General features: G+C 73.8%; 24 protein-coding genes and 1 pseudogene. 14 read left to right on the top strand and 11 right to left on the bottom strand.

The genetic code is table 11. From position 1 onward, the window contains the following. Window positions 1-132 precede the first annotated feature (132 nt). Window positions 133-1371 carry an alpha/beta hydrolase family protein gene (locus ACH4PU_RS25565; RefSeq protein WP_398276443.1) on the bottom strand — a complete coding sequence of 413 codons (1239 nt, stop codon included), beginning with the start codon at window positions 1369-1371 and terminating at the stop codon, window positions 133-135. Window positions 1372-1651: 280 nt separating this feature from the next. After that, entirely contained in the window at window positions 1652-2191 is a 540-nt protein-coding gene (locus ACH4PU_RS25560) for a GNAT family N-acetyltransferase (RefSeq protein WP_398276440.1), read from the bottom strand. 295 nt (window positions 2192-2486) lie between these two features. On the opposite strand from ACH4PU_RS25560, the gene ACH4PU_RS25555 reads away from it, so the two are divergent. From ACH4PU_RS25555 to ACH4PU_RS25545, 3 genes are all read left to right on the top strand, one after another. Next, entirely contained in the window at window positions 2487-2708 is a 222-nt protein-coding gene (locus ACH4PU_RS25555; protein ID WP_398276437.1) for a hypothetical protein, read from the top strand. Continuing rightward, window positions 2702-2830 (top strand): hypothetical protein, encoded by a 129-nt coding sequence (locus ACH4PU_RS25550; protein WP_398276434.1) that lies wholly within the window; start codon window positions 2702-2704, stop codon window positions 2828-2830. Before ACH4PU_RS25555 ends, ACH4PU_RS25550 begins: the two co-directional genes overlap by 7 nt. Before the next feature lie 234 nt (window positions 2831-3064). Next, window positions 3065-3742: an HAD-IA family hydrolase gene (locus tag ACH4PU_RS25545; RefSeq protein ID WP_398276431.1), complete on the top strand. Its 678-nt coding sequence runs from the start codon at window positions 3065-3067 to the stop codon at window positions 3740-3742. A 7-nt stretch (window positions 3743-3749) separates the two neighbouring features. Here the strand turns inward: ACH4PU_RS25545 and ACH4PU_RS25540 are convergent, their stop codons facing one another. After that, the gene (locus ACH4PU_RS25540; RefSeq protein ID WP_398276428.1) at window positions 3750-4223 is read right to left on the bottom strand and encodes a carboxymuconolactone decarboxylase family protein; all 474 of its coding nucleotides are present in this window, start codon (window positions 4221-4223) and stop codon (window positions 3750-3752) included. Window positions 4224-4572: 349 nt separating this feature from the next. Between ACH4PU_RS25540 and ACH4PU_RS25535 the strand changes: the two genes are divergently transcribed. Both ACH4PU_RS25535 and ACH4PU_RS25530 read left to right on the top strand, forming a co-directional pair. Then, window positions 4573-4965 carry a VOC family protein gene (locus tag ACH4PU_RS25535; protein ID WP_398276425.1) on the top strand — a complete coding sequence of 131 codons (393 nt, stop codon included), beginning with the start codon at window positions 4573-4575 and terminating at the stop codon, window positions 4963-4965. Further along, window positions 4962-5837 carry a sigma-70 family RNA polymerase sigma factor gene (locus tag ACH4PU_RS25530; protein WP_398276422.1) on the top strand — a complete coding sequence of 292 codons (876 nt, stop codon included), beginning with the start codon at window positions 4962-4964 and terminating at the stop codon, window positions 5835-5837. Before ACH4PU_RS25535 ends, ACH4PU_RS25530 begins: the two co-directional genes overlap by 4 nt. A gap of 442 nt (window positions 5838-6279) precedes the next feature. Here ACH4PU_RS25530 and ACH4PU_RS25525 read toward each other — a convergent pair whose 3' ends face one another. Further along, window positions 6280-7038, bottom strand: coding sequence for a GntR family transcriptional regulator (locus ACH4PU_RS25525; RefSeq protein WP_398276419.1), 759 nt, complete (start codon window positions 7036-7038; stop codon window positions 6280-6282). A 92-nt stretch (window positions 7039-7130) separates the two neighbouring features. Between ACH4PU_RS25525 and ACH4PU_RS25520 the strand changes: the two are divergent. Both ACH4PU_RS25520 and ACH4PU_RS25515 read left to right on the top strand, forming a co-directional pair. Next, window positions 7131-7259, top strand: a pseudogene (locus ACH4PU_RS25520) (DUF6255 family natural product biosynthesis protein); the annotation flags it as partial. Then, the gene (locus ACH4PU_RS25515) at window positions 7256-7393 is read left to right on the top strand and encodes a hypothetical protein (RefSeq protein ID WP_398276416.1); all 138 of its coding nucleotides are present in this window, start codon (window positions 7256-7258) and stop codon (window positions 7391-7393) included. The pseudogene ACH4PU_RS25520 and the gene ACH4PU_RS25515, both read left to right, overlap by 4 nt. An 87-nt stretch (window positions 7394-7480) precedes the next feature. On the opposite strand, the gene ACH4PU_RS25510 is transcribed toward ACH4PU_RS25515, so the two are convergent. Together ACH4PU_RS25510 and ACH4PU_RS25505 are read right to left on the bottom strand one after the other, a co-directional pair. Continuing rightward, window positions 7481-8794: a helix-turn-helix domain-containing protein gene (locus tag ACH4PU_RS25510; RefSeq protein ID WP_398276413.1), complete on the bottom strand. Its 1314-nt coding sequence runs from the start codon at window positions 8792-8794 to the stop codon at window positions 7481-7483. Next, the gene (locus ACH4PU_RS25505) at window positions 8791-9120 is read right to left on the bottom strand and encodes a putative quinol monooxygenase (protein ID WP_398276410.1); all 330 of its coding nucleotides are present in this window, start codon (window positions 9118-9120) and stop codon (window positions 8791-8793) included. The genes ACH4PU_RS25510 and ACH4PU_RS25505 overlap by 4 nt, the downstream gene beginning before the upstream one ends. 455 nt (window positions 9121-9575) lie before the next feature. Here ACH4PU_RS25505 and ACH4PU_RS25500 point away from each other — a divergent pair, with 455 nt between their 5' ends. Continuing rightward, window positions 9576-9965 (top strand): DUF6255 family natural product biosynthesis protein, encoded by a 390-nt coding sequence (locus ACH4PU_RS25500; RefSeq protein WP_398276407.1) that lies wholly within the window; start codon window positions 9576-9578, stop codon window positions 9963-9965. 30 nt (window positions 9966-9995) lie between these two features. Here the strand turns inward: ACH4PU_RS25500 and ACH4PU_RS25495 are convergent, their stop codons facing one another. Further along, window positions 9996-10577: a TMEM165/GDT1 family protein gene (locus ACH4PU_RS25495; RefSeq protein WP_398276404.1), complete on the bottom strand. Its 582-nt coding sequence runs from the start codon at window positions 10575-10577 to the stop codon at window positions 9996-9998. 539 nt (window positions 10578-11116) lie between these two features. Here ACH4PU_RS25495 and ACH4PU_RS25490 point away from each other — a divergent pair. Both ACH4PU_RS25490 and ACH4PU_RS25485 read left to right on the top strand, forming a co-directional pair. Next, complete coding sequence (locus tag ACH4PU_RS25490; RefSeq protein WP_185940634.1) at window positions 11117-11587, top strand: DoxX family protein; 471 nt, start codon at window positions 11117-11119, stop codon at window positions 11585-11587. 181 nt (window positions 11588-11768) lie between these two features. Then, on the top strand, window positions 11769-12401 hold the full coding sequence (locus tag ACH4PU_RS25485) for a DedA family protein (RefSeq protein WP_398276400.1): 633 nt from the start codon (window positions 11769-11771) through the stop codon (window positions 12399-12401). 194 nt (window positions 12402-12595) lie between these two features. Here the strand turns inward: ACH4PU_RS25485 and snpA are convergent, their stop codons facing one another. Continuing rightward, entirely contained in the window at window positions 12596-13315 is a 720-nt protein-coding gene (snpA, locus tag ACH4PU_RS25480) for a snapalysin (protein WP_398276397.1), read from the bottom strand. Window positions 13316-13692: 377 nt separating this feature from the next. Here snpA and ACH4PU_RS25475 point away from each other — a divergent pair, with 377 nt between their 5' ends. Together ACH4PU_RS25475 and ACH4PU_RS25470 are read left to right on the top strand one after the other, a co-directional pair. After that, on the top strand, window positions 13693-14820 hold the full coding sequence (locus ACH4PU_RS25475; RefSeq protein ID WP_398276394.1) for a LysR family transcriptional regulator: 1128 nt from the start codon (window positions 13693-13695) through the stop codon (window positions 14818-14820). Window positions 14821-14927: 107 nt separating this feature from the next. Continuing rightward, window positions 14928-15146: a hypothetical protein gene (locus tag ACH4PU_RS25470; protein WP_398276391.1), complete on the top strand. Its 219-nt coding sequence runs from the start codon at window positions 14928-14930 to the stop codon at window positions 15144-15146. 188 nt (window positions 15147-15334) lie between these two features. Here ACH4PU_RS25470 and ACH4PU_RS25465 read toward each other — a convergent pair whose 3' ends face one another. Continuing rightward, complete coding sequence (locus ACH4PU_RS25465) at window positions 15335-15760, bottom strand: hypothetical protein (RefSeq protein ID WP_398276388.1); 426 nt, start codon at window positions 15758-15760, stop codon at window positions 15335-15337. 275 nt (window positions 15761-16035) lie between these two features. Here ACH4PU_RS25465 and ACH4PU_RS25460 point away from each other — a divergent pair, with 275 nt between their 5' ends. Beyond that, window positions 16036-17265, top strand: a complete 1230-nt coding sequence (locus ACH4PU_RS25460) for a serine hydrolase domain-containing protein (protein ID WP_398276385.1) — start codon at window positions 16036-16038, stop codon at window positions 17263-17265. Window positions 17266-17370: 105 nt separating this feature from the next. Here ACH4PU_RS25460 and ACH4PU_RS25455 read toward each other — a convergent pair whose 3' ends face one another. Next, window positions 17371-18081, bottom strand: a complete 711-nt coding sequence (locus ACH4PU_RS25455) for a histidine phosphatase family protein (protein ID WP_398276382.1) — start codon at window positions 18079-18081, stop codon at window positions 17371-17373. 128 nt (window positions 18082-18209) lie between these two features. Here ACH4PU_RS25455 and ACH4PU_RS25450 point away from each other — a divergent pair, with 128 nt between their 5' ends. Continuing rightward, window positions 18210-18533 carry a hypothetical protein gene (locus tag ACH4PU_RS25450; protein WP_398276379.1) on the top strand — a complete coding sequence of 108 codons (324 nt, stop codon included), beginning with the start codon at window positions 18210-18212 and terminating at the stop codon, window positions 18531-18533. A gap of 75 nt (window positions 18534-18608) precedes the next feature. On the opposite strand, the gene ACH4PU_RS25445 is transcribed toward ACH4PU_RS25450, so the two are convergent. After that, window positions 18609-19787: a hypothetical protein gene (locus ACH4PU_RS25445; protein WP_398276376.1), complete on the bottom strand. Its 1179-nt coding sequence runs from the start codon at window positions 19785-19787 to the stop codon at window positions 18609-18611. Between the last annotated feature and the right edge of the window lie 17 nt (window positions 19788-19804).

Below are 19804 nucleotides of genomic sequence, written 5' to 3'. Positions count from 1 at the left end.
GGGGCGTTGGCGCGAATGGCGGGACTTTTTGTATCTTTGGGAAACAAAGTGGTTCCGCCCGCACTCCCTGACCGGCGGGCGGAACCGCTTGTTCTCCCGCGCCCCTCCCCGCCGCCCCCTGGGGGCCGCTCCTCACTCGGCCGGGACGCCGCCCTCCTCCTGCTTCAGGAACGCCACCTCCGGGAACTCCGCCGACGGGCCGTCGAGCAGCTTCCCGGGCGCGTCGCGGAGCTGCCTGTCGAAGAAGGCGACGAGGTACGCGCGGGTGAGCGCGTTGGCGCGGTCGCCGGGGAGCGTGCCGAACGCACCCGTCGCGTCCTCCGGAGGCACCCCCTCCGGCAGACCGACCTGATCCGCGAGCCAGTGCATGTCCGTGAAGGTCATATGGCCGCCCTTGCCCACGTCCAGCCAGCGCTTCCAGCCGGTCAGGCCCTTCCAGGCGGGGCTCCAGGTGTCCATGGGCCCGCCGAGGTCGCCCGCGCGGGCCGCGCCGAGCAGCAGCACCGGCTTCTTGACGCCGCCGGCGGGCGGCTCGGTGAAGAAGTCGCCGTCCATGTTGGCGGCGGCGGCCACCCGCGCGTCCTGCCCGGCCGCCTCGACGGCGCTCGCGCCGCCGATGGAGTGCCCGGCGACACCGATCCGGGCGCGGTCGATCCGCAGGCCGGGCACGGCCGGGGAGTTCGCGGTGAGCCGGTCGAGGACGAAGCGGAGGTCCTTGGCGCGGTTGCGCACCACCGCCGCGTTGTCGCGCTGCTCAGGGCCGCAGACGGCACACTGCTCGATCCGGCCGCCCGGGAACTCGACGGCCGCCTCGTAGGTGTGGTCCACCCCGGCCACCACGAAGCCGCGGCTCGCCAGTTCCTCGGCGACGGAGGTGAGGGACGCCCGGCTCTGCCCGAACCCCGGCGAGAGCACGACGAGCGGCCGGGCCCCGCCGGCCGCCGGCGCGGCGTCGACGACGGCGTGGGTGCGGACGGTGCTCAGCTTGGCGTTGCCGTACAGCGCCTCGGAGAGCGCCGGCGAGACGTACGGCGCCGTGGAGCCGCGGCCGGACCGCGCCGGATACCAGACCGAGACCATCAGTTCGCGCTTCCCCGCGGACGGCTTCCAGGGGTCCGTCCGGGCCTCGTCGACGAGACGGAGGGTCTTCTCCCCGATCGCCTGCCGGACGGTGGGGGCGGGCACCTCGGGCGCGGCCGCTCCGGCCCGGGCTGCTTGGGCGCCGGTGGCGGCCGGGGCCGCGGCGGCGACGGCGGGTATCTGGGCGGCGGCGAGCGCGCCGAGCAAGGCCGCGGCGGCGACCGCGCTCCTGCGGCCGCGCCCGTTGCGAGCAGGACGTTGTACGGAACGACGTGCGGGATTCTTGGACATGTCCGCCACGGTAGAAATCCCCTGGGGCACGGGCATCGCCCCGGGGGAGGACGGCGCGGCCCTTACGGGCCGTACCGGCTGACGGCTCGTCAGCCCCATGAACGATGTAAGGGCCACCAATCGGCGGGGGTGCGGCGGGCGTTCGCGGCCTGCGCACGCGAGGGGCACTCCACAGGGGCGCCCCCCGTCAGGTCGTTCACCCCCTACGCGACGACCGCGCCGTCGGACCACAGCGGCCTTGACGCACGACCGCACCCCGGACACAGGGCGGGCACCCCCCTCACGTCCCCGCCGCATAACACCGGATGGCCACCTTCCGCCCCGGCCCCCACTCCTGTTCGACCGTGGCGAGCAACTGCCAGCCGAGCCGCTCGTACAACGCCGCCGCCGCGACGTCGGTGGCCACCACATCGAGGACCGGATGCGCCCCGCGTTCCCGCGCTTCCCCGACGGCCCGCGCCATCAGCAGCGCGCCGACCCCGCGGCCGCGCGCCGAAGGAGCGACGAACAGCCGGCCGACCACGGCGGTCGCGCCGGTGCCCACCCCGGCACGAGCGCTCCACAGCCCGGGCGCCACGTCCCCCGCGCCGCTCCGGGAGAGACCGACGTGCCCGACAACACGCCCGTCCGCCTCCGCGACCCACGAGGCGACGAGCGACTCCGGCGTCAGCCAAGTCCGGGGAGACTCGGGCCAGTCCACCGGATAGCCGTCGTGCTCGTGGGTCTCCGCCAGCACCCGCACACAGGCGCCGAGGTCGCGGTCCACCCGTCGCCGTACGCGCACAGGGACATCCGCGTCGAACACACTCTCGCTCTCCATCGCGGCATGGAAGCACAGCCCGTACCCCACAACCAGCGACTTTCACCACACCACTGCGCGCTCCGCTCCCCCTGCCCGAGCGCCGCCTCCACCCTCCCGGCGGAGCCGGACCCTCCTCCGGGCGGAGCCACCACTCCCCGCTCGCGGGACAGCATGAAGCCCATGGCCCTCACCGCACCCTCCGCTCCCCGCCGCACGCCGCCCACCCGTTCGCTCCGGCGCGTCCCGCCACCACCCTGCCGGCGTCCCGCCGCGCCGTCCGGGTCGCCGCGCTCTGCGTGCTCCCGTCGAGCCTGTGGCGGGCGGCGCCGGCCGTGGGGGTCCCGTCGGCTACGAGGCCGATGTGCTGCGCGACCGGCTCCAGGTGCCCGGCTGGGGAACCCCCACGCTGCTGGGGCTGAGCCTGCCGGCCGAGGCGGTCACGCTCCTCACCGTCGGACTGACGCGCCCGCGGGGCGAACGCGTGCCGCGGTGGGTGCAGGCGTTCGGCGGCGGGCGGTCCGCCCGGCCGTGGTGACGGCCGTCGCGGGCACCGGCGCCGCGCTGCTGACCCTGATCTTCACGGTGCTGCCGGCCGCGCAGCTCCTCATGGGCGTGGCCGGCGGCGACGCCGACCCGTACGGCCCTGGCTTCTCCTGATGCGGCTCTGCAACGCGCCGCTGCTCGGCTGGGGTCCGCTCACCGCCGCCGCCGTGGTCGCGTACCACCGCCGCCACCGCACCCGCCCGAGCGCGCACGCCTGAGCGGCCGGGGGCACGGCCGAGGCGCGCTCTTGGCGCGCCTCTCCCTGTTTTGTATCGTGGAGGAACAAAGCGGAGCCGCTCGCCCGGGGGCGAGCCGGCGACGCCCGCCCCACCCCCGCAGGAGCACAGCATGCCCAGGTCCGAGTCCATTGGTGCGATCAAGGCCGTACTCCTTGACATGGATGGCACCATCGTCAACTCCGACGTGGTCGTCGAGCGCTGCTGGCGCCGCTGGGCCGAGGAGCACGGGCTGGACGCGGACGAGGCCCTGAAGGTGGTCCACGGCCGCCAGGGCTGGGCCACCATGGCCGCCCTGCTCCCCGACCGCCCCATGGAGCTCAACCACGAGGACAACCGGCGCATGCTGGAGGCCGAGACCGCCGACATGGACGGCGTGGTCCCGGTCGCCGGCGCCCCCGCGTTCATGAGCGCCCTCGCCGGGCTCCCGCACGCCCTCGTCACCTCCGCGGACCGGCCCCTCGCCGAGGCCCGCATGGCCGCCGCCGGGCTGCCGATGCCCGCCGTCCGCGTCACCGCCGAAAACGTCGGCGCCAGCAAGCCCGACCCCGAGGGCTTCCTCAAGGCCGCCGCCGAACTGGGCTTCGCCCCGCACGAGTGCGTCGTCTTCGAGGACTCGGGCGCGGGCATCGCGGCCGGCCGCGCGGCCGGCATGCGCGTGGTCGGCGTGGGCCCCCGCGCGGGGGCCCACGCTCCGGACGCACACGTCCCGGACCTCACCGGGGTCCGCGTGGAGGCCGCGGCGGACGGCGGCCTGACCCTCCACCTCACCGCCGCGGACGGCAACTGACGGACCGTCAGGCGAACTGCCCGGGCCGGTAGTCCCCGGCGGGCTGCTGGACGATGACGTTCATGCGGTTGAAGGCGTTGATGAGGCCGATGAGGAACACCAGGCCGGCGAGCTGCCGCTCGTCGTAGTGCTTGGCGGCGTTCGCCCACACCTCGTCGGGGACCCCGCCGGCCGCGTCGGCGATGCGGGTGCCCTGCTCCGCCAGCTCCAGGGCGGCCCGCTCGGCGTCGGTGAAGACCGTGGCCTCCCGCCAGGCCGCGACCAGGTGCAGCCGGGTCGCGGTCTCGCCCGCGTGGGCGGCCTCCTTGACGTGCATGTCGAGGCAGAAACCGCAGCCGTTGATCTGGCTGGCGCGGATCTTCACCAGCTCCTGCGTCGCGGCCGGCAGCCCCGAGTCCGTCACGACCTTGCCCGCCGCGACGAGGTGCTTCACGATCTCGGCGGCCTGCGGGTCACCGAAGAGGTTCAGACGCGCGTTCATGTGGACTCCCTGGTCACATCGCTGTTTCGCTGTCGCCTCTCAGACGGGACACCGCGCCGCGGTGTGACGGCTCCGCGAGTGACGCCCGTCTCACCGTCTCCGCTGGTGCGCCGGACGAAAAGCGCGGGAGGCACAGCACGGACGGGGACGGGCCGGGACGGACGGACCGGGTCGTCGTCTTCTCCGTGCCGCCCGGAGGTGCCCATACGACGCGAGGCCGGGACCACCCCTCCGGCCCCAGGACGACCGGCGGGCCGGCCCTGTCACCTTCTCCGACCGGCACTCGTCATAGGGGCGGCGGCCGAAAAATCCGAACGGCCGTCTCACCGACGAGTGAATCGAGAACCCGATGCTGACCAACCTCATGTACGCGACGGTCTACGTCACCGACCAGGACCGCGCGCTGGCCTTCTACACCGACGGGCTCGGCCTGGAGAAGCGAATCGACTTCTCCGGACCCGACGGACGCTTCCTGACCGTCGGCGTTCCCGACAGCCCGGTGCAGATCGTCCTGTGGCCGCACGCGTCGGCCGCGGGACAGCCCGGCGAGAGGGACGGACACCCCGCGCCCGGCCCGCTGATCCTCGAATCCGACGACCTGCACAAGGACTTCGAGGCCATGCGCCGGCGCGGCGTCGTCTTCGAGAAGGACGCGCCCGAGGACTACCCGTTCGGGGTCCGCGCCGAGGCGGTGGACCCGGACGGCAACCGGATCTCGCTCCGCCAGCAGCGGAAGCCGTGACCGCCCACCCGTCCCGTCTCCTGGCCGAGGCGTTCGAGGCCCAGCGCGACCGGCTGCGCGCCGTCGCGTACCGCGTGCTGGGCTCGCACGCCGACGCCGAGGACGTGGTCCAGGAAGCCTGGATGCGCCTCGCCGGCCAGGACGAGGCGGCCATCGGCAACCTGGCGGGCTGGCTGACCACCGTGGTCGGCCGCATCAGCCTGGACCTCCTGAGATCCCGCCGGGCCCGCCCCGAGACCGCCTACGGGCAGGAGTGCGCGGACCTCGTGGTGACGCCCGCCGACACCCCCGCGCCGGACGAGCAGGCGGCGCTGGCCGATTCGGTCGGCCTCGCCCTGCTCGTCGTGCTCGACTCGCTCTCTCCGAGCGAGCGTCTGGCGTTCGTCCTCCACGACATGTTCGCGGTCCCGTTCCGCGACATCGGCCACATCCTGGGCAAATCCGCCGACGCCGCCAAGGTGACCGCCAGCCGCGCCCGCCGCAAGGTCCACGCCACGGACCGGGCGGCGGGCCCCGGCCGCGAGCACCGCGAGGTCGTCGAGGCGTTCCGCGCCGCCGCGCTCGGCGGCGACTTCGCGGCGCTCCTGCGCATCCTCGACCCGAACGTGAAGCTGACCGTCGACACCCCCGACGGCGTGGTCGTCGTCCTCGGCGCCACCGAGGTCGCCGCCGGCGCCCGCACGGCCTCCGGCGAGGCCGTCCGCCACCGGCCGGTGCTGGTCGACGGCGTCCCCGGCCATATGACCTGGCGCGCCGACGGGACCCCGCTCTCCGTTATCGCCTTCACCGTCACCGACGGCCGGATCAGCGGCATCCGCATCGTCGTCGACCCGGCCAAGCTCGCCTCGATCCGCCTGCCCGCCCCGGCCTGAGCGGCCGCCGACAGGGCCGGCCCGACGCGCCGCCGGGCTCCGGCACCGGAGGACCGGGGGGCCGCCGCAGGCGTCGCGGCCGGCTCAACCCGCCGCTCCCGCCCGTTCCGCCGACTCCCGTAGCCCGGCGGGGCGGAGCGCCCGGCGACGAGCGCGATCGACACGTGCGAGCCGCGACTCATCACCCGTCACCCGGCCGTCATTACGCCCGGTTGACGAGCTCGGCCCAGCCCTCCGCCCATGAGGGCGCCCATTATTTCGAGGTCACCCCCCCCGACGGGGGTACGCGGATCGCTGTCGTCGGCCCGTCCGCCCTCCCCCGTGAGGCCGAGCGGACGACCGCCGCCGAAGACAGGCAGGGCGCCACGGTCCGGGGAACCGCCGGGCCGGGCGAGCGCGATGAGCGGGACCCGGAGCCGCCGCGAAGCCGGCCTTGGCCGTTCTACCCGTCGAACTCGTACTCGAGAACGTAGGAGGCGGAATCGAGTGTCATCTCGTTGACCTCGACAGCCCTCCCCTCCCCGGTGAACGCGGTCCGGCAAATCAGGACCACCGGGGTGCCGGGCGCGAGATCGAGGCGCTCCGCCTCCTCACCGGAGGGCATACGGCTGCGGATCTCCTCCCGGAATCTGACCGGTCGGTGACCGAGTTCCGTGAGACGGGCATATGTGCCACCGGGCCCGGTGTCCTCTCGTTCGATGGACGTACCGGCCACCAGTTCCGCCGGGAGATACGAGACCGAGAAAAGCACCGGCTTGCCATCGAGGACATACCGGCGACTGCGGACGCGGACAGGCTCACCTTCGGACACCCCCAGCAGTTCGGCCACGGGCACGGGCGCCGGAAGCTGCGCGACCTCGAGCCGGTCCACGACGAGCGCGCGGTCCTCGATCTCCCCCGACCATATGGACCGGCCGGACTCCCAGTCGGCGGAGCTGAGACGCGGAATGCCCCTCCGCCGGACCGGACGGGACGAGCGGACGAAGACGCCCGCGCCCTTCCGGGCTTCCACGATGCCTTCGGTCTGCAGAACGCCGAGGGCCTGCCGTGCCGTCATGCGCGCGACCTGGTAGGCGGCCATCAGATCGTTCTCGCCCGGCAGCCGGTCGCCCGGCCCGTATTCGCCGTCTTGGATGGCCTGTCGCAGCGCGGCGGCGATGCGCTGGTACTTGGGCAGTCGGCGGGCGCCCTGATCTGCCATGGGGGGATCACCTCTTTCTCCAACGGACAGCGTAGAGGGCCGGGTCCGGCGGCTTCGGGAAAGAGAAGTTCCCCGCCCCCGCATGGGCATCGGCGGCGGACGGCAAGTGGTCGTGCGGCGCGTGCGGGACGCGCAGGGTGGACGACTACCGGGCGCTCGCGCTCGAACTCCCAGAGCCGACAGGCCTGTTCGGGACGACCGCCCGATGCCGGGCGACGTGACGCTCACGACGCGCCGCGACGGTGGCAGCTCCGGCGGCCTCGCCGACCCCACCGGCCCCATCCCCGGCCGCCGCGCCGACCTGCTCAGGCGGGTGCGCGAAGCGAACCGCTGGAGCGCCGAACGGCGACCGTGAGAGGCGGGCGGCACGTACGGGACGGCACACGGCCGGGACCGGCCCGAGCCACCGCCGGGCTCCGAAGGGCCGACATCCGGCGGCGGGTCAACCCGTCGCACCCGCCCGTTCCGCCAACTCCCGTAGCCCGGGCGGGGCCGAGCGCCCGGCGACGAGCGTCAGGTCGCGGATCGCGGACCGCGCGGTCTCATGGCCGCGGACCATCTCGGGGGCCAGGTGCTCCGCCGCCAGGAAGCACTCCACCGCGTCGGTGACATGCCTGAGCTGGGCGTGCGCCCTGCCCAGTTCGAGGGCCAGCCGCGCCCGTCGCTCGGCGGACAGAGCGCTCGCGTCCACCCTCGCCCCGGTGTCCAGCGCTTCGCCCGCGTCCCCCAGCTCCACGGCGACGGCCACCGCCTGGATCTCGACGTTGGTGGGGCCGAACTCCAGGTTGAAGTCGTTCCTGTCGCCGTCGAGGCGGCGCGCGACGGACCGGGCGCGTTCCGTTTCCCGGCGGGCGGCCGGACGGTCGCCGCGCCGGGCGTGGACCAGGGCGAGCACCAGGTGGAACGAGCCCAGCAGCGACAGTTCCTCCGGCGCGGGCGCCGCCTCGCCGCCGGACTCACCGGACCCGCCGAGCGCGTCCACGGCGGCCCGCGCGACGTGCTCCGCCTGCTCGTACCGCCGGAACCGTAGACAGGCGTGGGCCAGCCGGTAGGTGCCGGCGAAGACGTCGAGGACGTGCCCGGACATCTCCGCCGCCGCGATGGAGCGGTCGGCGGCCACCCAGGCGGCGTCCGCCTCGTTCCGCCGGGTGAAGGCGGCCGAGAGCGCCTGGTAGGTGCGAGCGAGGAGACCGTACGCCATGGCCCGCTCGCGCTTCCCGGCGGTACGCGCCAGCCGTTCGAGGCTCGGCAGCAGCGAGTTCAGCGCCGCGCCCAGTTCGGCGTACCGGTCTCCGTGGGCGAGCGACCATACGCGCTCGACGTCCTCCCGGACGCCGGCGAGCGGCGGGTCGCCCGGCGACGGGGACGCGGGCGGGCGGGGCAGGAGCGCCCCGAGCGCGGGATGCCCGGAGAGCAGGAGTCTGGCCCGGTTCAGGGGGTCGTCCCCCAGGGGGCCCTCCACCGGCTCCGCGGGCGGGGGCGCGTCCGGGCGCAACTCGGCGACGGATACGCCGAGTCCGTCGGCCAGCCGGTGGAGCACGTCGAGCCGGTTGACGGGCTGGATCCCGCGCTCGACCTGCGAGAGCCAGCTCGTGGTGCGGCCGAGGCGGGCCGCCAACTCCTTTTGCGTCAGCCCGCGCCGCGCCCGCAGTGCCGCCACGCGGGCGCCGAACGTCCGTCGTTCCGCGTCGCGTTCTTCCGTGCCTCCGAGATGTCCGCGGATCCCGTCTCCCACGTCGGCCACCGTCTCGCTCACACCCCGCCGTGTCCGTGCGGGCGTTCTCCGTCGAAGCGCTCGAGAAACGTGACGTCGGTGTCGAGGACGTATTTCTCGCGTTCGGCGAGGAAGTGCCGGACGTGCGGCTGCCGTTCGTGGTCGTCGAAGGCTGCGCGGTCGGCGTACAGCTCGTAGAAGACGCGCACGTCGGGCTCGTCCGGCACGCGGTGCGTCGCGTACACGAGCGTCCCCGGTTCATGCCGTCGGATGCCCTCGACCGTCCGCGCGACCAGCGCGTCGAAGCCGTCCGCGGCCTCCGCGCCACGCAAGGTGAACCGGACGACCAGGCCGAAACCCGCGGTCATACCCGCAGCCATAAGCGCTCTCCCCTCGTGTCGCACCAAAGAATCGCAGAGCTCCGGGCGGTACGGAATGGTCGCAGCTTTTCTTGACTCGCAGAAACACTACGAGTAGCGTCGCGGTCACACTGCCGGGCGCGTCGGATTGCCGCAGCGAGACCGTCAATCCGCTTGCCCGCAAAGGCACTTCATGGACACGCGCCGACGGGCGCGCACCCACGACGGAATACGCGAAACGGACACGGGAAAAGGCCCCGGCGGATATCCGCTCACCGGTGCTGGAACCACCGGGCGAGCCCCGCCGAGGCCGACACCCACCCCCTGGAAACAGCAGGAGATTCGATGCGTCCTCAGAATATCGGCCCGAGTGCCGCAGCGGCCCGGCCTTTCGCCGCTCGGCACTTCCGGTGCGTCGAGCCGCTCACCGACGAGATGGGCCCTCGCCTCCTGACGGCCGGCTCATGACCGCGGTTCGGACATCCGTGCCCCCGGTGAACGGCCCACGCCTCCCGCACCGTTCCTGCGGCCACCCCGCCTCCGCATGGACGACGGCGGACGGCATACGGACCTGCGGCGCGTGCGGAACGCGCAGGGTGGACGACTACCGGGCCCTCGCCCTCGCGCTGGAACTCCCGGCACCGACGGGGCTGTTCGGGCCGACCGCCCGATGCCGGGGCCGCATGACGATCGCACCGCACGGCCCCGCCCACCCCAATGGACCTGTCGGCCCCACTGGACACGTCCACCCCACCGGTCCTGTTCGCCCCACCGGCCCCGCCCCCGACCGCCGCGCGGACCTGCTCAGGCGGGTGCGCGAGGCGAACCGCTGGAGCGCCGAGCGGCGGCCGTGAGGGGGGCGGGCGGCGGGTGCGGGCTCCCTCCTACCCCACCGCCGCCTCGTACAGGCTGAAACCGGCCAGCGCCAGCATGACCAGCGCCGCCACGCGCGTGATCAGCGTCAGGGGCACATACCGCATCAGGGTCCGGCCGCCCACGATGCCCAGGCCCGCCACGGCCCACAGGCCCAGGACCGCGCCGAGACCGACCGAGACCGGGTCGTCGTAGCGGGCCGCCAGGTTGGCGGTCATGATCTGGGTGAGGTCGCCGAACTCGGCGGCGAGGATCAGCATGAAGCCGGCGCCGGACACCTTCCAGAAGGACTGGTCGGCGGGCTTCCTGACCTCCTCGTCGTCCTCCTCCTTCTGGAACAGCAGCATCGCCGCGCCGATCAGGAAGGCCGCGCCGACGATCGCCTGGAGCAGGCGGTGCGGAAGGAGGGTGAGCAGGCTGCCCGCGGCGATCGCCAGGGCGACGTGGACGACGAAGGCGGCCGCGACGCCCGCGAAGACGTACGAGGCGCGGTAGCGGGTGCCGAGCATGAGCGAGGCCAGGGCGGTCTTGTCCGGCAGCTCGGCCAGGAAGATCACGCCGAAGACCAGAGCGGTGACGGTGAGGCTGATCACAGGTTTCCTCTTCGGTGGGGCTGCCGCACCGGAAGGGCCCTGCCCTGGGTCCCGGGGGATTCAGGGGTCGCTTCGGCACGGCAGCGTCATGGACACTGCGGCCGAAGGTCTCGCTGGCCGGCACCCTCGCGGGTACGGCCTCCGGGCGCCGGCCGGGCCTGGGGCCCAGCAGTATGTCGACGGTCCGGCGAAGAGCTACTCCCCTTCTGCTCCCCTCAGGGTACGGGACAGGAGTGCCTGCCGTCGTCCCCGTTTCCGCGGAGACGGGTGGGACGGGCCGTAAACGACCGGACCGGCCGGGTCGAGCACGCGTTCCACTTTCGGTGGCGCGCCGGAAGTCGCACGCTGTCATCAGGGGGGCCGTGCGACCGGTCGCCGGACGGCCCGGGTTTCCGGGTGGCACCGGCGGACCGCCGTAACGCCCGGCGCACGACGGAAGCGCTCGAAGCGAAAGAAGAACTTGAACTTGCAAGTATCGTTAGGGGTACCTAACCTTTGGACCTCTCGTCGTATCCGTCCCCGCCACGAGGAGCAGTCCCATGCCCCCCACACCCACTCAGGCCGCCCCCCGCCCGGCCCCCGCGTCCCGCGGCTCCGCACCGCTCGTGGAGCGCCTGGACGCGGCCCGGCCGTACGTCCTCTCGCTGTTCCGCATCGTCGTCGGCCTGCTGTTCGCCTGCCACGGCGCGGCCTCGCTCTTCGGCGTCCTCGGCGGCGCGGCCGGCACCCACGGCGGCACCATCGAGGCCGGCACCTGGCCCGGCTGGTACGCGGCCGTCATCCAGCTCGTCTGCGGCGTCCTGGTGATGCTCGGCATCGGCACCCGCGGCGCGGCGCTGATCGCCTCCGGTTCCATGGCCTACGCCTACTTCGACATGCACCAGAAGGTGGCGCTGTGGCCCATCCAGAACGGCGGCGAGGCCGCGGCGATGTTCTGCTGGGCCTTCCTGCTGCTCGTCTTCACGGGCCCGGGCGCCCTCGCCGTCAGCCGGCTGTACTCCCGCCGCTGAGCGCGTGAGAACGGGGCCCTGAGCCCCGGGAGACCTCGTCGGGGGGCACGTGATACGTACTGCATCGCGCGCCCCCCTTCGCTTGCCTCAGGAGTCCCAGGCGTACTCTGTACGGTTGTGAAGGCCGCTCCTGCCGCTCCCCTGCGACATCGCGGCGGGGGACCGTAACAGGAGATCGGACGTGCTGGATCAGTTGGGGGCGTTGGCCGACACCCCATGGATATACGTGATCGTCGCGCTATCGGTGCTGCTCGACGTCTTCCTGCCGGTGCTGCCGAGCGGAGTCCTCGTGATCACCGCGGCCACCGCGGCGGCCGGCTCCGCCGTGGGGACCCACGGTCACACGGCCCTTCCCGAGATGTTCGCCCTGGTGGCGTGCGCCGCGACGGCCTCGGTCGTCGGCGACCTGGTCGCGTACCGCGTCGCCTGGCGCGGCGGTGACCGCTTCGACCGCGCCATCGCCCGCTCGCGCCGCCTCACGGCCGCCCAGGAACGGCTCGGCACCGCGCTGCTGCGCGGCGGCGGCGCGCTCGTCGTCGTCGCCCGGTTCGCCCCCGCCGGCCGCTCGGTCGTCAGCCTGGGCGCGGGCGTCATGCACCGCAGGGTCCGGGAGTTCCTGCCCTGGTCCGCCCTCGCGGGCGTGACGTGGGCGCTGTACAGCGTGTTCCTGGGGTACTTCGGGGGCCAGTGGCTCGGTGCGACGTGGATCGGCACGGCCGTCTCCGTCTTCGCCCTGTTCCTCGCCGGCGCGGGCGCGGCCTTCCTCGTCCGGCGCCCGCACGAGCCGGAGCCGGCGGCGGCGGAGGCCGGCTGACGACCGGAGCGCCGCTCACGGATCCCCGCACCGGACGGAACGAACGGCCCGGTCCCTCACCAGGGACCGGGCCGTTCGGCGTTCCGCGTGGTCCGTCAGGGCCGTCCCCCGGGGGGGGGCGGGGCCGGCCTGAGGGGACGCCCGTCGGGCACGTCCCCTCGGGGCCGGACCCCCTACGGCTGCCCGTCGGCCCGTCAGTAGACCTTCTTCAGCGCGCCCTGCTTGTCGAAGGCGGACAGCCCGTTGCGCCACAGCGAGTCCACGCGGCTGCGCTCGTTGGCGTTCGGGTAGCGGTTGGTGCAGGACGGGCCGGGGCCGCCGCCGGACATCAGCTCGCTGCACGGGCCCGAGTAGTGGTCCGGCAGGCCGAGGACGTGCCCGGTCTCGTGGGCGGTGACGCGCACCGAGTCGTACTGCTGGTTCTGCTGGTAGTCGAGGAAGACGTAGCCGCGGCCGTGGCCGTCGGTGCTGGCGTACGAGCCGCGCGAGTCGTCGCCCTCGTAGTACCGGAAGTCCGCGTTGGAGCCCGACTGGAGGCGGACGTTCCGGACGGATCCGTTCCATATCTGTGCGCTCTGCGCTATCTCGTCGGCGAAGCTGGGCGCCTGGCTCGCGTCGTACGTCACCGTGACCGTGCGCAGCCCGGGCGACGCCGCCTGCTTGGCCTTCGCCGACTTCATGACGGCCTGGAAGAACGCCTTGTTGTTGGCCTCTTCCTGGGCCGAGCCGACGTACGACGATCTCGTCATGCCCTGCCCCGCCTGCCCCGACGGGGACGCCTGGGACACCTGGGTGGCAGCGGTCGCCGGGACGGCCGCCGTGGTGGCGGCGACGGCGAGACCGAGGGCCGCCGCGGCGACCAGGGCGGAGCGCTGTACGGAGCGCTTCGGGGAACGCTGCATGGAGTGGTTCATGTGGGGGACTCCATTTCCTGCGGTACGCCGCCGCGGACCGTGCGGGTGGGACGCACGGCCGGATGACGAACCGGTGAAGTGTCTGGTCCCGCAGAGTGTCTGCCGAGCGATCGGCGGCCGGGATGATGCCAATCGGCGATAGCTCCGGCCAATCACCCAGGCCGCTCCCCCCGGTCACCCACCGGTCGCCCTCCACACGCCCGCCCCACCGCGAGCCGTCCCGAGCGCGCCGTTCCGCTTCAACCCCAGGCGCAGCAGCAGTCCCTCCCGCACCACTCCTCGCGCCCCGCACCACCACCCGTACACCGGCGCGCGGTTGACGAGCCGTTCACACACCTGCCCGAGAATGTGCCTGGTGTGGCCAAGGGGGCGCGGTTATGCTCCGGACCGTGGAGCTTGAGGTCAGGCACCTCCGTGCGCTGTGCGCCATAGCCGACACCGGGAGCGTACGGAAGGCCGCATTACAGCTGGGCATGACCCAGCCCTCGCTCACCACCCAGCTCAGGCGCATCGAGGGAGCGATCGGCGGGGTGCTGTTCACCCGCGGGCAGACGGGCAGCCGCCCCACGCCCCTCGGCCATTCCGTGCTGTCCCGCGCCCGCCCGATCGTGGCCGAGATGACCGCCCTCGTGCTGGCCGCGCGGGACGCCGCCTGCGGCATGGGCGGCCTCTGCCTGCGCCTCGGCAGCGTGGGCGGGCCGACCGTGGCCGCGTGGCTGCGCCGCGTCCACCGCCGGCTCCCGGGCACGGACACCACGATCCACATAGAGGTCTCGTCGGCCGCTCTGATCCAGCTGCTCGCCACCAACCAGCTCGACGTCGCCCTCGTCCAGGAGCCGGCCGGCTTCCCGCTGCACCTGCCGCCGGGCCTGGAGCGGCGCGTCGTCGTCGACTGCGAGCCCCGGTTCGTCGCGCTGGCCGCCGGACACCCCGTCGCCGCGCTCGCGTGCGTGGCGCTGCCCGATCTGGCCGACGACTCCTGGATCGTCGACCCGACCGCCGACCACGACTGCGCCGCCCTCCGCCGCGCCCTCTCGACGGCCGGCCTCAACCCCCGGCTGCTCCAGGTCCGCGACACCGCCACCGCCGCCGACCTCGTCGCGTCCGGCGAGGCCGTCCGCCTCTGCCAGCCCACCGCCGAGCCGACCGACGGCACGGTCGTCCGCCCGCTCCTCGGGGATCCCCTCACGGCCCGGCTGTCCCTGGTCTCACGGACGGGCGCGCTGTCCATCACCCAGACCGACGCGCTGTACGAGGATGTGGCGCACGCCTACGAGGAGTTGGCGCGCGGCAGCGCGGCGTACCGCGCATGGCGGGAGCGGCGCGGCGAGATCCGGCCACCGCAGGCGTACGGCGCCGCGCAGCCCCCCTCCCCCGTACCCCCCGCGGATCACCCTGCTCCCGCACCCCCCGCCGCACACCCGCCACACGCCGTCCTCCGCGCGCCGGCCGTCCGGCTGTCACCCACCGGAGCACCGCAGGAGCGCCGGCACCTCTCCGCCTGAGGCCGCCCGGGTGAGTCCGGACGGATTCCCGGATGGGAACGCCCGGCGGCGGGCAGCCCCTCCTCACGCGGGCGGACCCACGCGCCCGGACCCGAGGAGCACGTCCCATGCCCCACGTCTCCCTCCGGGACTTCGCCTTCCCTCCCGGTGAACCGACCGTCGGCGCCGGCGAGACGGTCATCTGGACCGACGACGAGAGCGGCGCCGATCACACGGTGACGGCGGACGACGGCTCGTCCGGCTCGGCCCCGCCCCGGGAACGTTCTCCCACACCTTCACCGGGCACGGCAGGTTCCCGTACCCCCGCTCCCCGCTCCCCTCGATGAGGGGGACCGTCCCGGTCTCCTGACCAACGCCCGCGCGGGCACGGGCCGTTGTGATCCGACGGCCCCTGAAGCGTCCGCGCCCGTCCGGGGTACGACGGTCACCCCGGCGGGCCGGACCGGGCGGGCGGTGGCGGACGTCCTCACCGCCGCCGCCCGCCACCCCCTCATCCCCACCGCGTCCACCGCACTCACCCGAGCAACAGCCCCTCCACCCGCTCCATCACCTCAGAACTCGCGAACGTCAGCCGCCCCACGTGCACCCCGTCCGACCCGTACGCCGGTTCCTTGAGAGCGGCGCTCCGCGCGACGTCCAGCGTCCAGGGTTCGCCGTGCACGACGAGCCCGTCGGACGGCGGCATGACGCTCATGCTCCAGCCCGCGCCGAGCAGCCATCTCCCGTAGACCTCCGTCTCGTTGGCGGAGCCGGCCGTCAGGTGGCGGCCCGCGAGCTCCCACAGCGAGGCCGCGGCCGGGGACGTACCCGGCACCGGCACGGTGGCCACCACCGCCGTCGACTCGTGTCTGGTGTACGCCAGCACACACCGGGCGTCCGGCCACTGAGCCGTGAAACGCGCCATGATCACCCGGTCCGCTCCGGTGATCCGCCTGGCCATGCCGGTCCCCTCCCCTTCCGCCGGTGCCCCCGCCGGCCTTTCCTCGCGCGGCAACGGCCGCTCGTGCAACCAACACCCATGGGACGTACGGGGTCACGGGTACGGCCGAGGTCACCCGTACCCCAGGCGTTCACCGGTATGTCCGCGGCGGCGGAGGCGCCGGGCGGGGTGGTGCCAGGTACACCCCGCCCCCGGTGTTCAGGCCCATGGCCCGCCCGCGGCCCCGGTGATGAGATCGGTACATCGAAACGACGCGAGTGCGAGGAGAACGGATCATGCGGGTGCGCGGACACGAGGGGCGAGGGGGCCGTCGGAGCGGCAGGGCCGTGCTGGCGGGCGGTGCAGTCGCCGCGATGGCGGCCCTGCTGACGGGCCTCACCCCGGCCACCCCGGCCCAGGCCGCCCCCAACGGTCGTACGGCGAACGGTGGCACGCTGGACGCGGACGTCCGGGCCCTCCGGTCGGCGGGCGGGGACGTCCGGGTGCTCGCCGAGGTGGACACGGGCCGCGGCGTGCTGCGGTCGCGCGCGGGCGGCGGCTCGACGCCGACGCCGTGGGACGCCCGCTTCCGGATCGCGAGCACGACGAAGACGTTCACCTCCGTCGTCGTCCTCCAACTGGTCGCCGAGGGCAAGCTGTCGCTCGACGACACCGTCGAGAAGTGGCTCCCCGGCGTCGTCAAGGGCCAGGGCAACGACGGTTCGCGGATCACCGTCCGCGATCTGCTCCGGCAGACGAGCGGCCTGTTCGACTACGTCAGGGACCCGGAGCTCGGCCGGGCCCTCGGCGAGGGCTTCGACAAGGTCCGCTACAACACGACGCCCGCCGAGGAATGGGTGGCCGTCGCCATGCGCCACCGGCCGCTGTTCACCCCGGACCACGCACACCCGCGCTGGGCCTACTCCAACACCAACTACCTCCTCGCCGGCATGATCGCCGAGAAGGCGGGCGGCCTGGGCTGGCGCGAGCAGGTCGAGCACCGCATCATCGCCCCGCTGGGCCTGCGCGACACCTCCATACCGGGCGCCAACCCGTACCTCCCCGGCCCGCACGCCCGCGTCACCCTCCGCACCCCCGACGGCAAGATGACGGACGTCACCGACCACAGCATCCAGCACACGGCCGACTCCGGAGTGGTCAGCACCACCGCCGACCTCCGCACCTTCTTCCGCGCCCTGGCCGGCGGCAAACTGCTGCCGCCCGCCCAACTCCGGGAGATGCGACGGACAGTGGCACGGACCGGCGACACGGACGACCTCGCGCAGTGGCCGGACGGCGGGTACGGACTGGGCGTGCGCTGGACCCCACTCACCTGCGGCGGCGGCTACTGGCACCACGAGGGCGACGGCTTCGGCTCGTACACCCGCACCGGCGTGACCCCGGACGGCCGCCGCTCCGTCGCCGTCTCCATCACCAGCGACGGCGGCACCCCCGACCTCGTCCGCCTCAACAAGGCCGCGCGCAAGCTGGCCGACGACGCCCTGTGCGGACGCGCCGGACGCTGAGCAACCACCGGCCACGCGGCGGACGCTGAGCACCACTGGACGCACATCGCCGGACGCCGAGCACCACCAGCCACACGCCGAGCGCCGAGCGCCGAGCACCACCGGCTACGCGCCCGGCCGCGCCCCGAACTCCACCCGCCGCAGCACGCCCCCGCCGTCGGCGATCCACCGCGAGACCGAGGCGTTCGGCACCGGCCACGGCCGGGCCGGCGTCTCGCCGTCGAGCACGTGGCGCAGCGCCACGACGACGGCGTCGTGCGCCACGAGCAGCACCCGCCGCCCGGGCGGGACGGCGGCGGGGTCCCGCAGCAGGGCCCGTACGCGCGCGGCGACGTCGGGAAGCGACTCGCCGCCGGGCGGCCGGTACGTCCACTCGCCGGCCCGTTCGCGGCGCAGCGCCTCGCCCGGGTCGCGGTCGCGGATCGCGTGCGCGTCGTGCCCCTCGAAGACGCCCATCTCCCGGTCGCGCAGCCGCTCGTCGAGGACCGGCGGGGGCAGGGGCGACCGGCAGCCGAGCCGTCCGGCCGCGTCCGCCATCGCCTCCCACGTCTGCCGGGTCCGGACGTACGGGGAGACGACGACGGCGTCCGGAACCGTCCCGGCCAGCCACCGGCCGAGCCCGGCGGCCTGCTCCCGGCCGAGCGGGGTCAGCGGTACGAGGGGGTCGGCACCGGGCGGCAGTACGGCGGGCGTGCCGGTGGCGCGGGCCCGGTCGAAGAGCACGTTGGCCGTGCTCTGGCCGTGCCGGACGGCGATCAGCTCGGCGGGGAGGGCGGGTACGGGGAAGGCGGCTGCGGGGAGGGCGGGTTCTGCCACGGGCGGGCTCCTGGGGAGGGACGGCCGGACGGTCCGGGCGGGGAAGGACGCCGTCCCAGGTCGTACCCACCCCGCCCGAGTCACACCTCACGTCACACCGGCACATCACCCCCGCCGATGCTGCGGCCATGATCGAACAGCCCACCGTCCGCCTCTTCTCCTACGGCACGCCGCGCCAGGCCGAGGTCCAGCGCTCCCTCTTCGGCCGCGAGCTCACGGGCGTGCCCGACGCCCTGCCCGGCTACCGGCTCGCCACCGTGGAGATCACCGATCCGCACGTCGTCGTGCTCAGCGGCTCCGCCCACCACCCGATCCTCCGGCCGGCGGGCGACCCCGTCCGACACGGTCGAGGGCACGGCACCGCTGATCACGGCGACGGAACCGGCCGCGGCGGACGACTACGAGGTCGACGACTACGCGCGCACCCTGGTGCCGCTCGCGTCGGGAGCTGAGGCGTGGGTGTACGCGCCGGCGGGGACGGCCTCTTAGGAGCGGTCGGCCCCGGCGCCCTCATGGCCCCGGCGCCCTCATGTCCCGGGCGGCGGGACCACCCTGCCGACGCCGCCCAGGGCCTCGGTCGCGCTTTTGCCGATCCGCCACAGACGCCCCTGCTGGTTGCTGACGTAGATCTGGCCGTCGGCGGTGTCCAGGGCGAGGCCCTTGCACCACTCCAGTTCGAGGGCCACCACGCGGTGCCCGCCGTCGGCGAGCGTGATCTCGTGGAGGCGGCCCTTCTGCTCGGGGTCGACGGCGTAGGCCCGGCCGGCGCCGTCGAGTTCCACGCGCACGGCATTGGTGCCGGGCAGACTCGCCAGGACGTGGTGCCTGCCGTCGGCCAGGTCGACCTCCTGCAGGCTGCCGACGGTGCCGCCGACGTACGCCTTCCCCTTCCCGTCCAGAGCAACGCAGTTGATGTTGCCGCCGGCCGCGTTGAGACCGGTGACGGCCTGACGGATGTCCTTGGTGCCCAAGTCCACCTCGATGAGCTTCCCTTCGGAGTACTCGGCGACGTACGCCTTGCCGCTCTTCCCGTCCAGTGCCACGCCGTACGCGCCGGTGAGGCCCGTGACCGGGGTGAACGAACCGTCGGACAGGTTCACCACGAGCAGCCGCCCACCGGCGTAGTCGGTGACGTACGCGTGCCCCTTGCCGTCCACCTTCACATCGCCGACGTCCCCCAGGTCCGTGGCGATCACGCGTTGCGCACCGGTGGTGAGGTCCACCGCGGAGAGCTTGTGCCCGGCCCGGTCGGCGACGTACGCCGTGTTCTCAGACGGGTCCACCGCGAGGCCCTCCGACGATCCCAGGCCCGTCGCGATCAGGGCGTAAGCCTCCCTGTAGTCGATGTATTTCGACAGCTCGTCCATCTTCGGCATGTCTTTCTCACCGATCTCGACCTCCAACGGCCCGCACGCCTTCACATTCGACGCCGCCGTACGGGTCACCGCCTGAGGGTCTTCGGAGACCTTGCGCTGGGCCGCGGCCACTTCCTCGGCGTTCCGGAAGAGGCCGTCCAGGAACTCCATCGCGCCGAACGCCCCGTGTGCCGTCTGGCGCACCAGCCAGGGATCGCGTTCCTCCTCCAGGTCGCGGACGTCCTTTGAGACGCCCTCGGCACCGGGGGTGTTCCCGCGCAGCTTCTCGGTGGACTTCTCGGCGGAACCGTGCTGGTCCCCGCCCTTGTCGAAGACGTTTCCAAAAGACATGCCCGTCCTCCTGACCG

Origin of the sequence: Streptomyces sp. NPDC021100, assembly GCF_044333095.1 — a bacterium.
GTDB lineage: Bacteria > Actinomycetota > Actinomycetes > Streptomycetales > Streptomycetaceae > Streptomyces.
Note: the sequence above shows the minus strand (reverse complement) of the source record. Positions and strands in the feature narration are given on the sequence as shown.

Bases quoted from the DNA above. Each gene is read 5' to 3' on its own strand.
- ACH4PU_RS25565 (WP_398276443.1), bottom strand. From the start codon at position 1,371: ATGTCCAAGAATCCCGCACGTCGTTCCGTACAACGTCCTGCTCGCAAC.
- ACH4PU_RS25540 (WP_398276428.1), bottom strand. From the start codon at position 4,223: ATGAACGCGCGTCTGAACCTCTTCGGTGACCCGCAGGCCGCCGAGATC.
- ACH4PU_RS25500 (WP_398276407.1), top strand. From the start codon at position 9,576: ATGACCGCGGTTCGGACATCCGTGCCCCCGGTGAACGGCCCACGCCTC.
- ACH4PU_RS25470 (WP_398276391.1), top strand. From the start codon at position 14,928: ATGCCCCACGTCTCCCTCCGGGACTTCGCCTTCCCTCCCGGTGAACCG.
- ACH4PU_RS25490 (WP_185940634.1), top strand. From the start codon at position 11,117: ATGCCCCCCACACCCACTCAGGCCGCCCCCCGCCCGGCCCCCGCGTCC.
- ACH4PU_RS25525 (WP_398276419.1), bottom strand. From the start codon at position 7,038: ATGGCAGATCAGGGCGCCCGCCGACTGCCCAAGTACCAGCGCATCGCC.
- ACH4PU_RS25450 (WP_398276379.1), top strand. From the start codon at position 18,210: ATGATCGAACAGCCCACCGTCCGCCTCTTCTCCTACGGCACGCCGCGC.
- ACH4PU_RS25535 (WP_398276425.1), top strand. From the start codon at position 4,573: ATGCTGACCAACCTCATGTACGCGACGGTCTACGTCACCGACCAGGAC.
- ACH4PU_RS25460 (WP_398276385.1), top strand. From the start codon at position 16,036: ATGCGGGTGCGCGGACACGAGGGGCGAGGGGGCCGTCGGAGCGGCAGG.
- ACH4PU_RS25545 (WP_398276431.1), top strand. From the start codon at position 3,065: ATGCCCAGGTCCGAGTCCATTGGTGCGATCAAGGCCGTACTCCTTGAC.
- snpA (WP_398276397.1), bottom strand. From the start codon at position 13,315: ATGAACCACTCCATGCAGCGTTCCCCGAAGCGCTCCGTACAGCGCTCC.
- ACH4PU_RS25505 (WP_398276410.1), bottom strand. From the start codon at position 9,120: ATGACCGCGGGTTTCGGCCTGGTCGTCCGGTTCACCTTGCGTGGCGCG.
- ACH4PU_RS25465 (WP_398276388.1), bottom strand. From the start codon at position 15,760: ATGGCCAGGCGGATCACCGGAGCGGACCGGGTGATCATGGCGCGTTTC.
- ACH4PU_RS25445 (WP_398276376.1), bottom strand. From the start codon at position 19,787: ATGTCTTTTGGAAACGTCTTCGACAAGGGCGGGGACCAGCACGGTTCC.
- ACH4PU_RS25560 (WP_398276440.1), bottom strand. From the start codon at position 2,191: ATGGAGAGCGAGAGTGTGTTCGACGCGGATGTCCCTGTGCGCGTACGG.
- ACH4PU_RS25475 (WP_398276394.1), top strand. From the start codon at position 13,693: ATGCTCCGGACCGTGGAGCTTGAGGTCAGGCACCTCCGTGCGCTGTGC.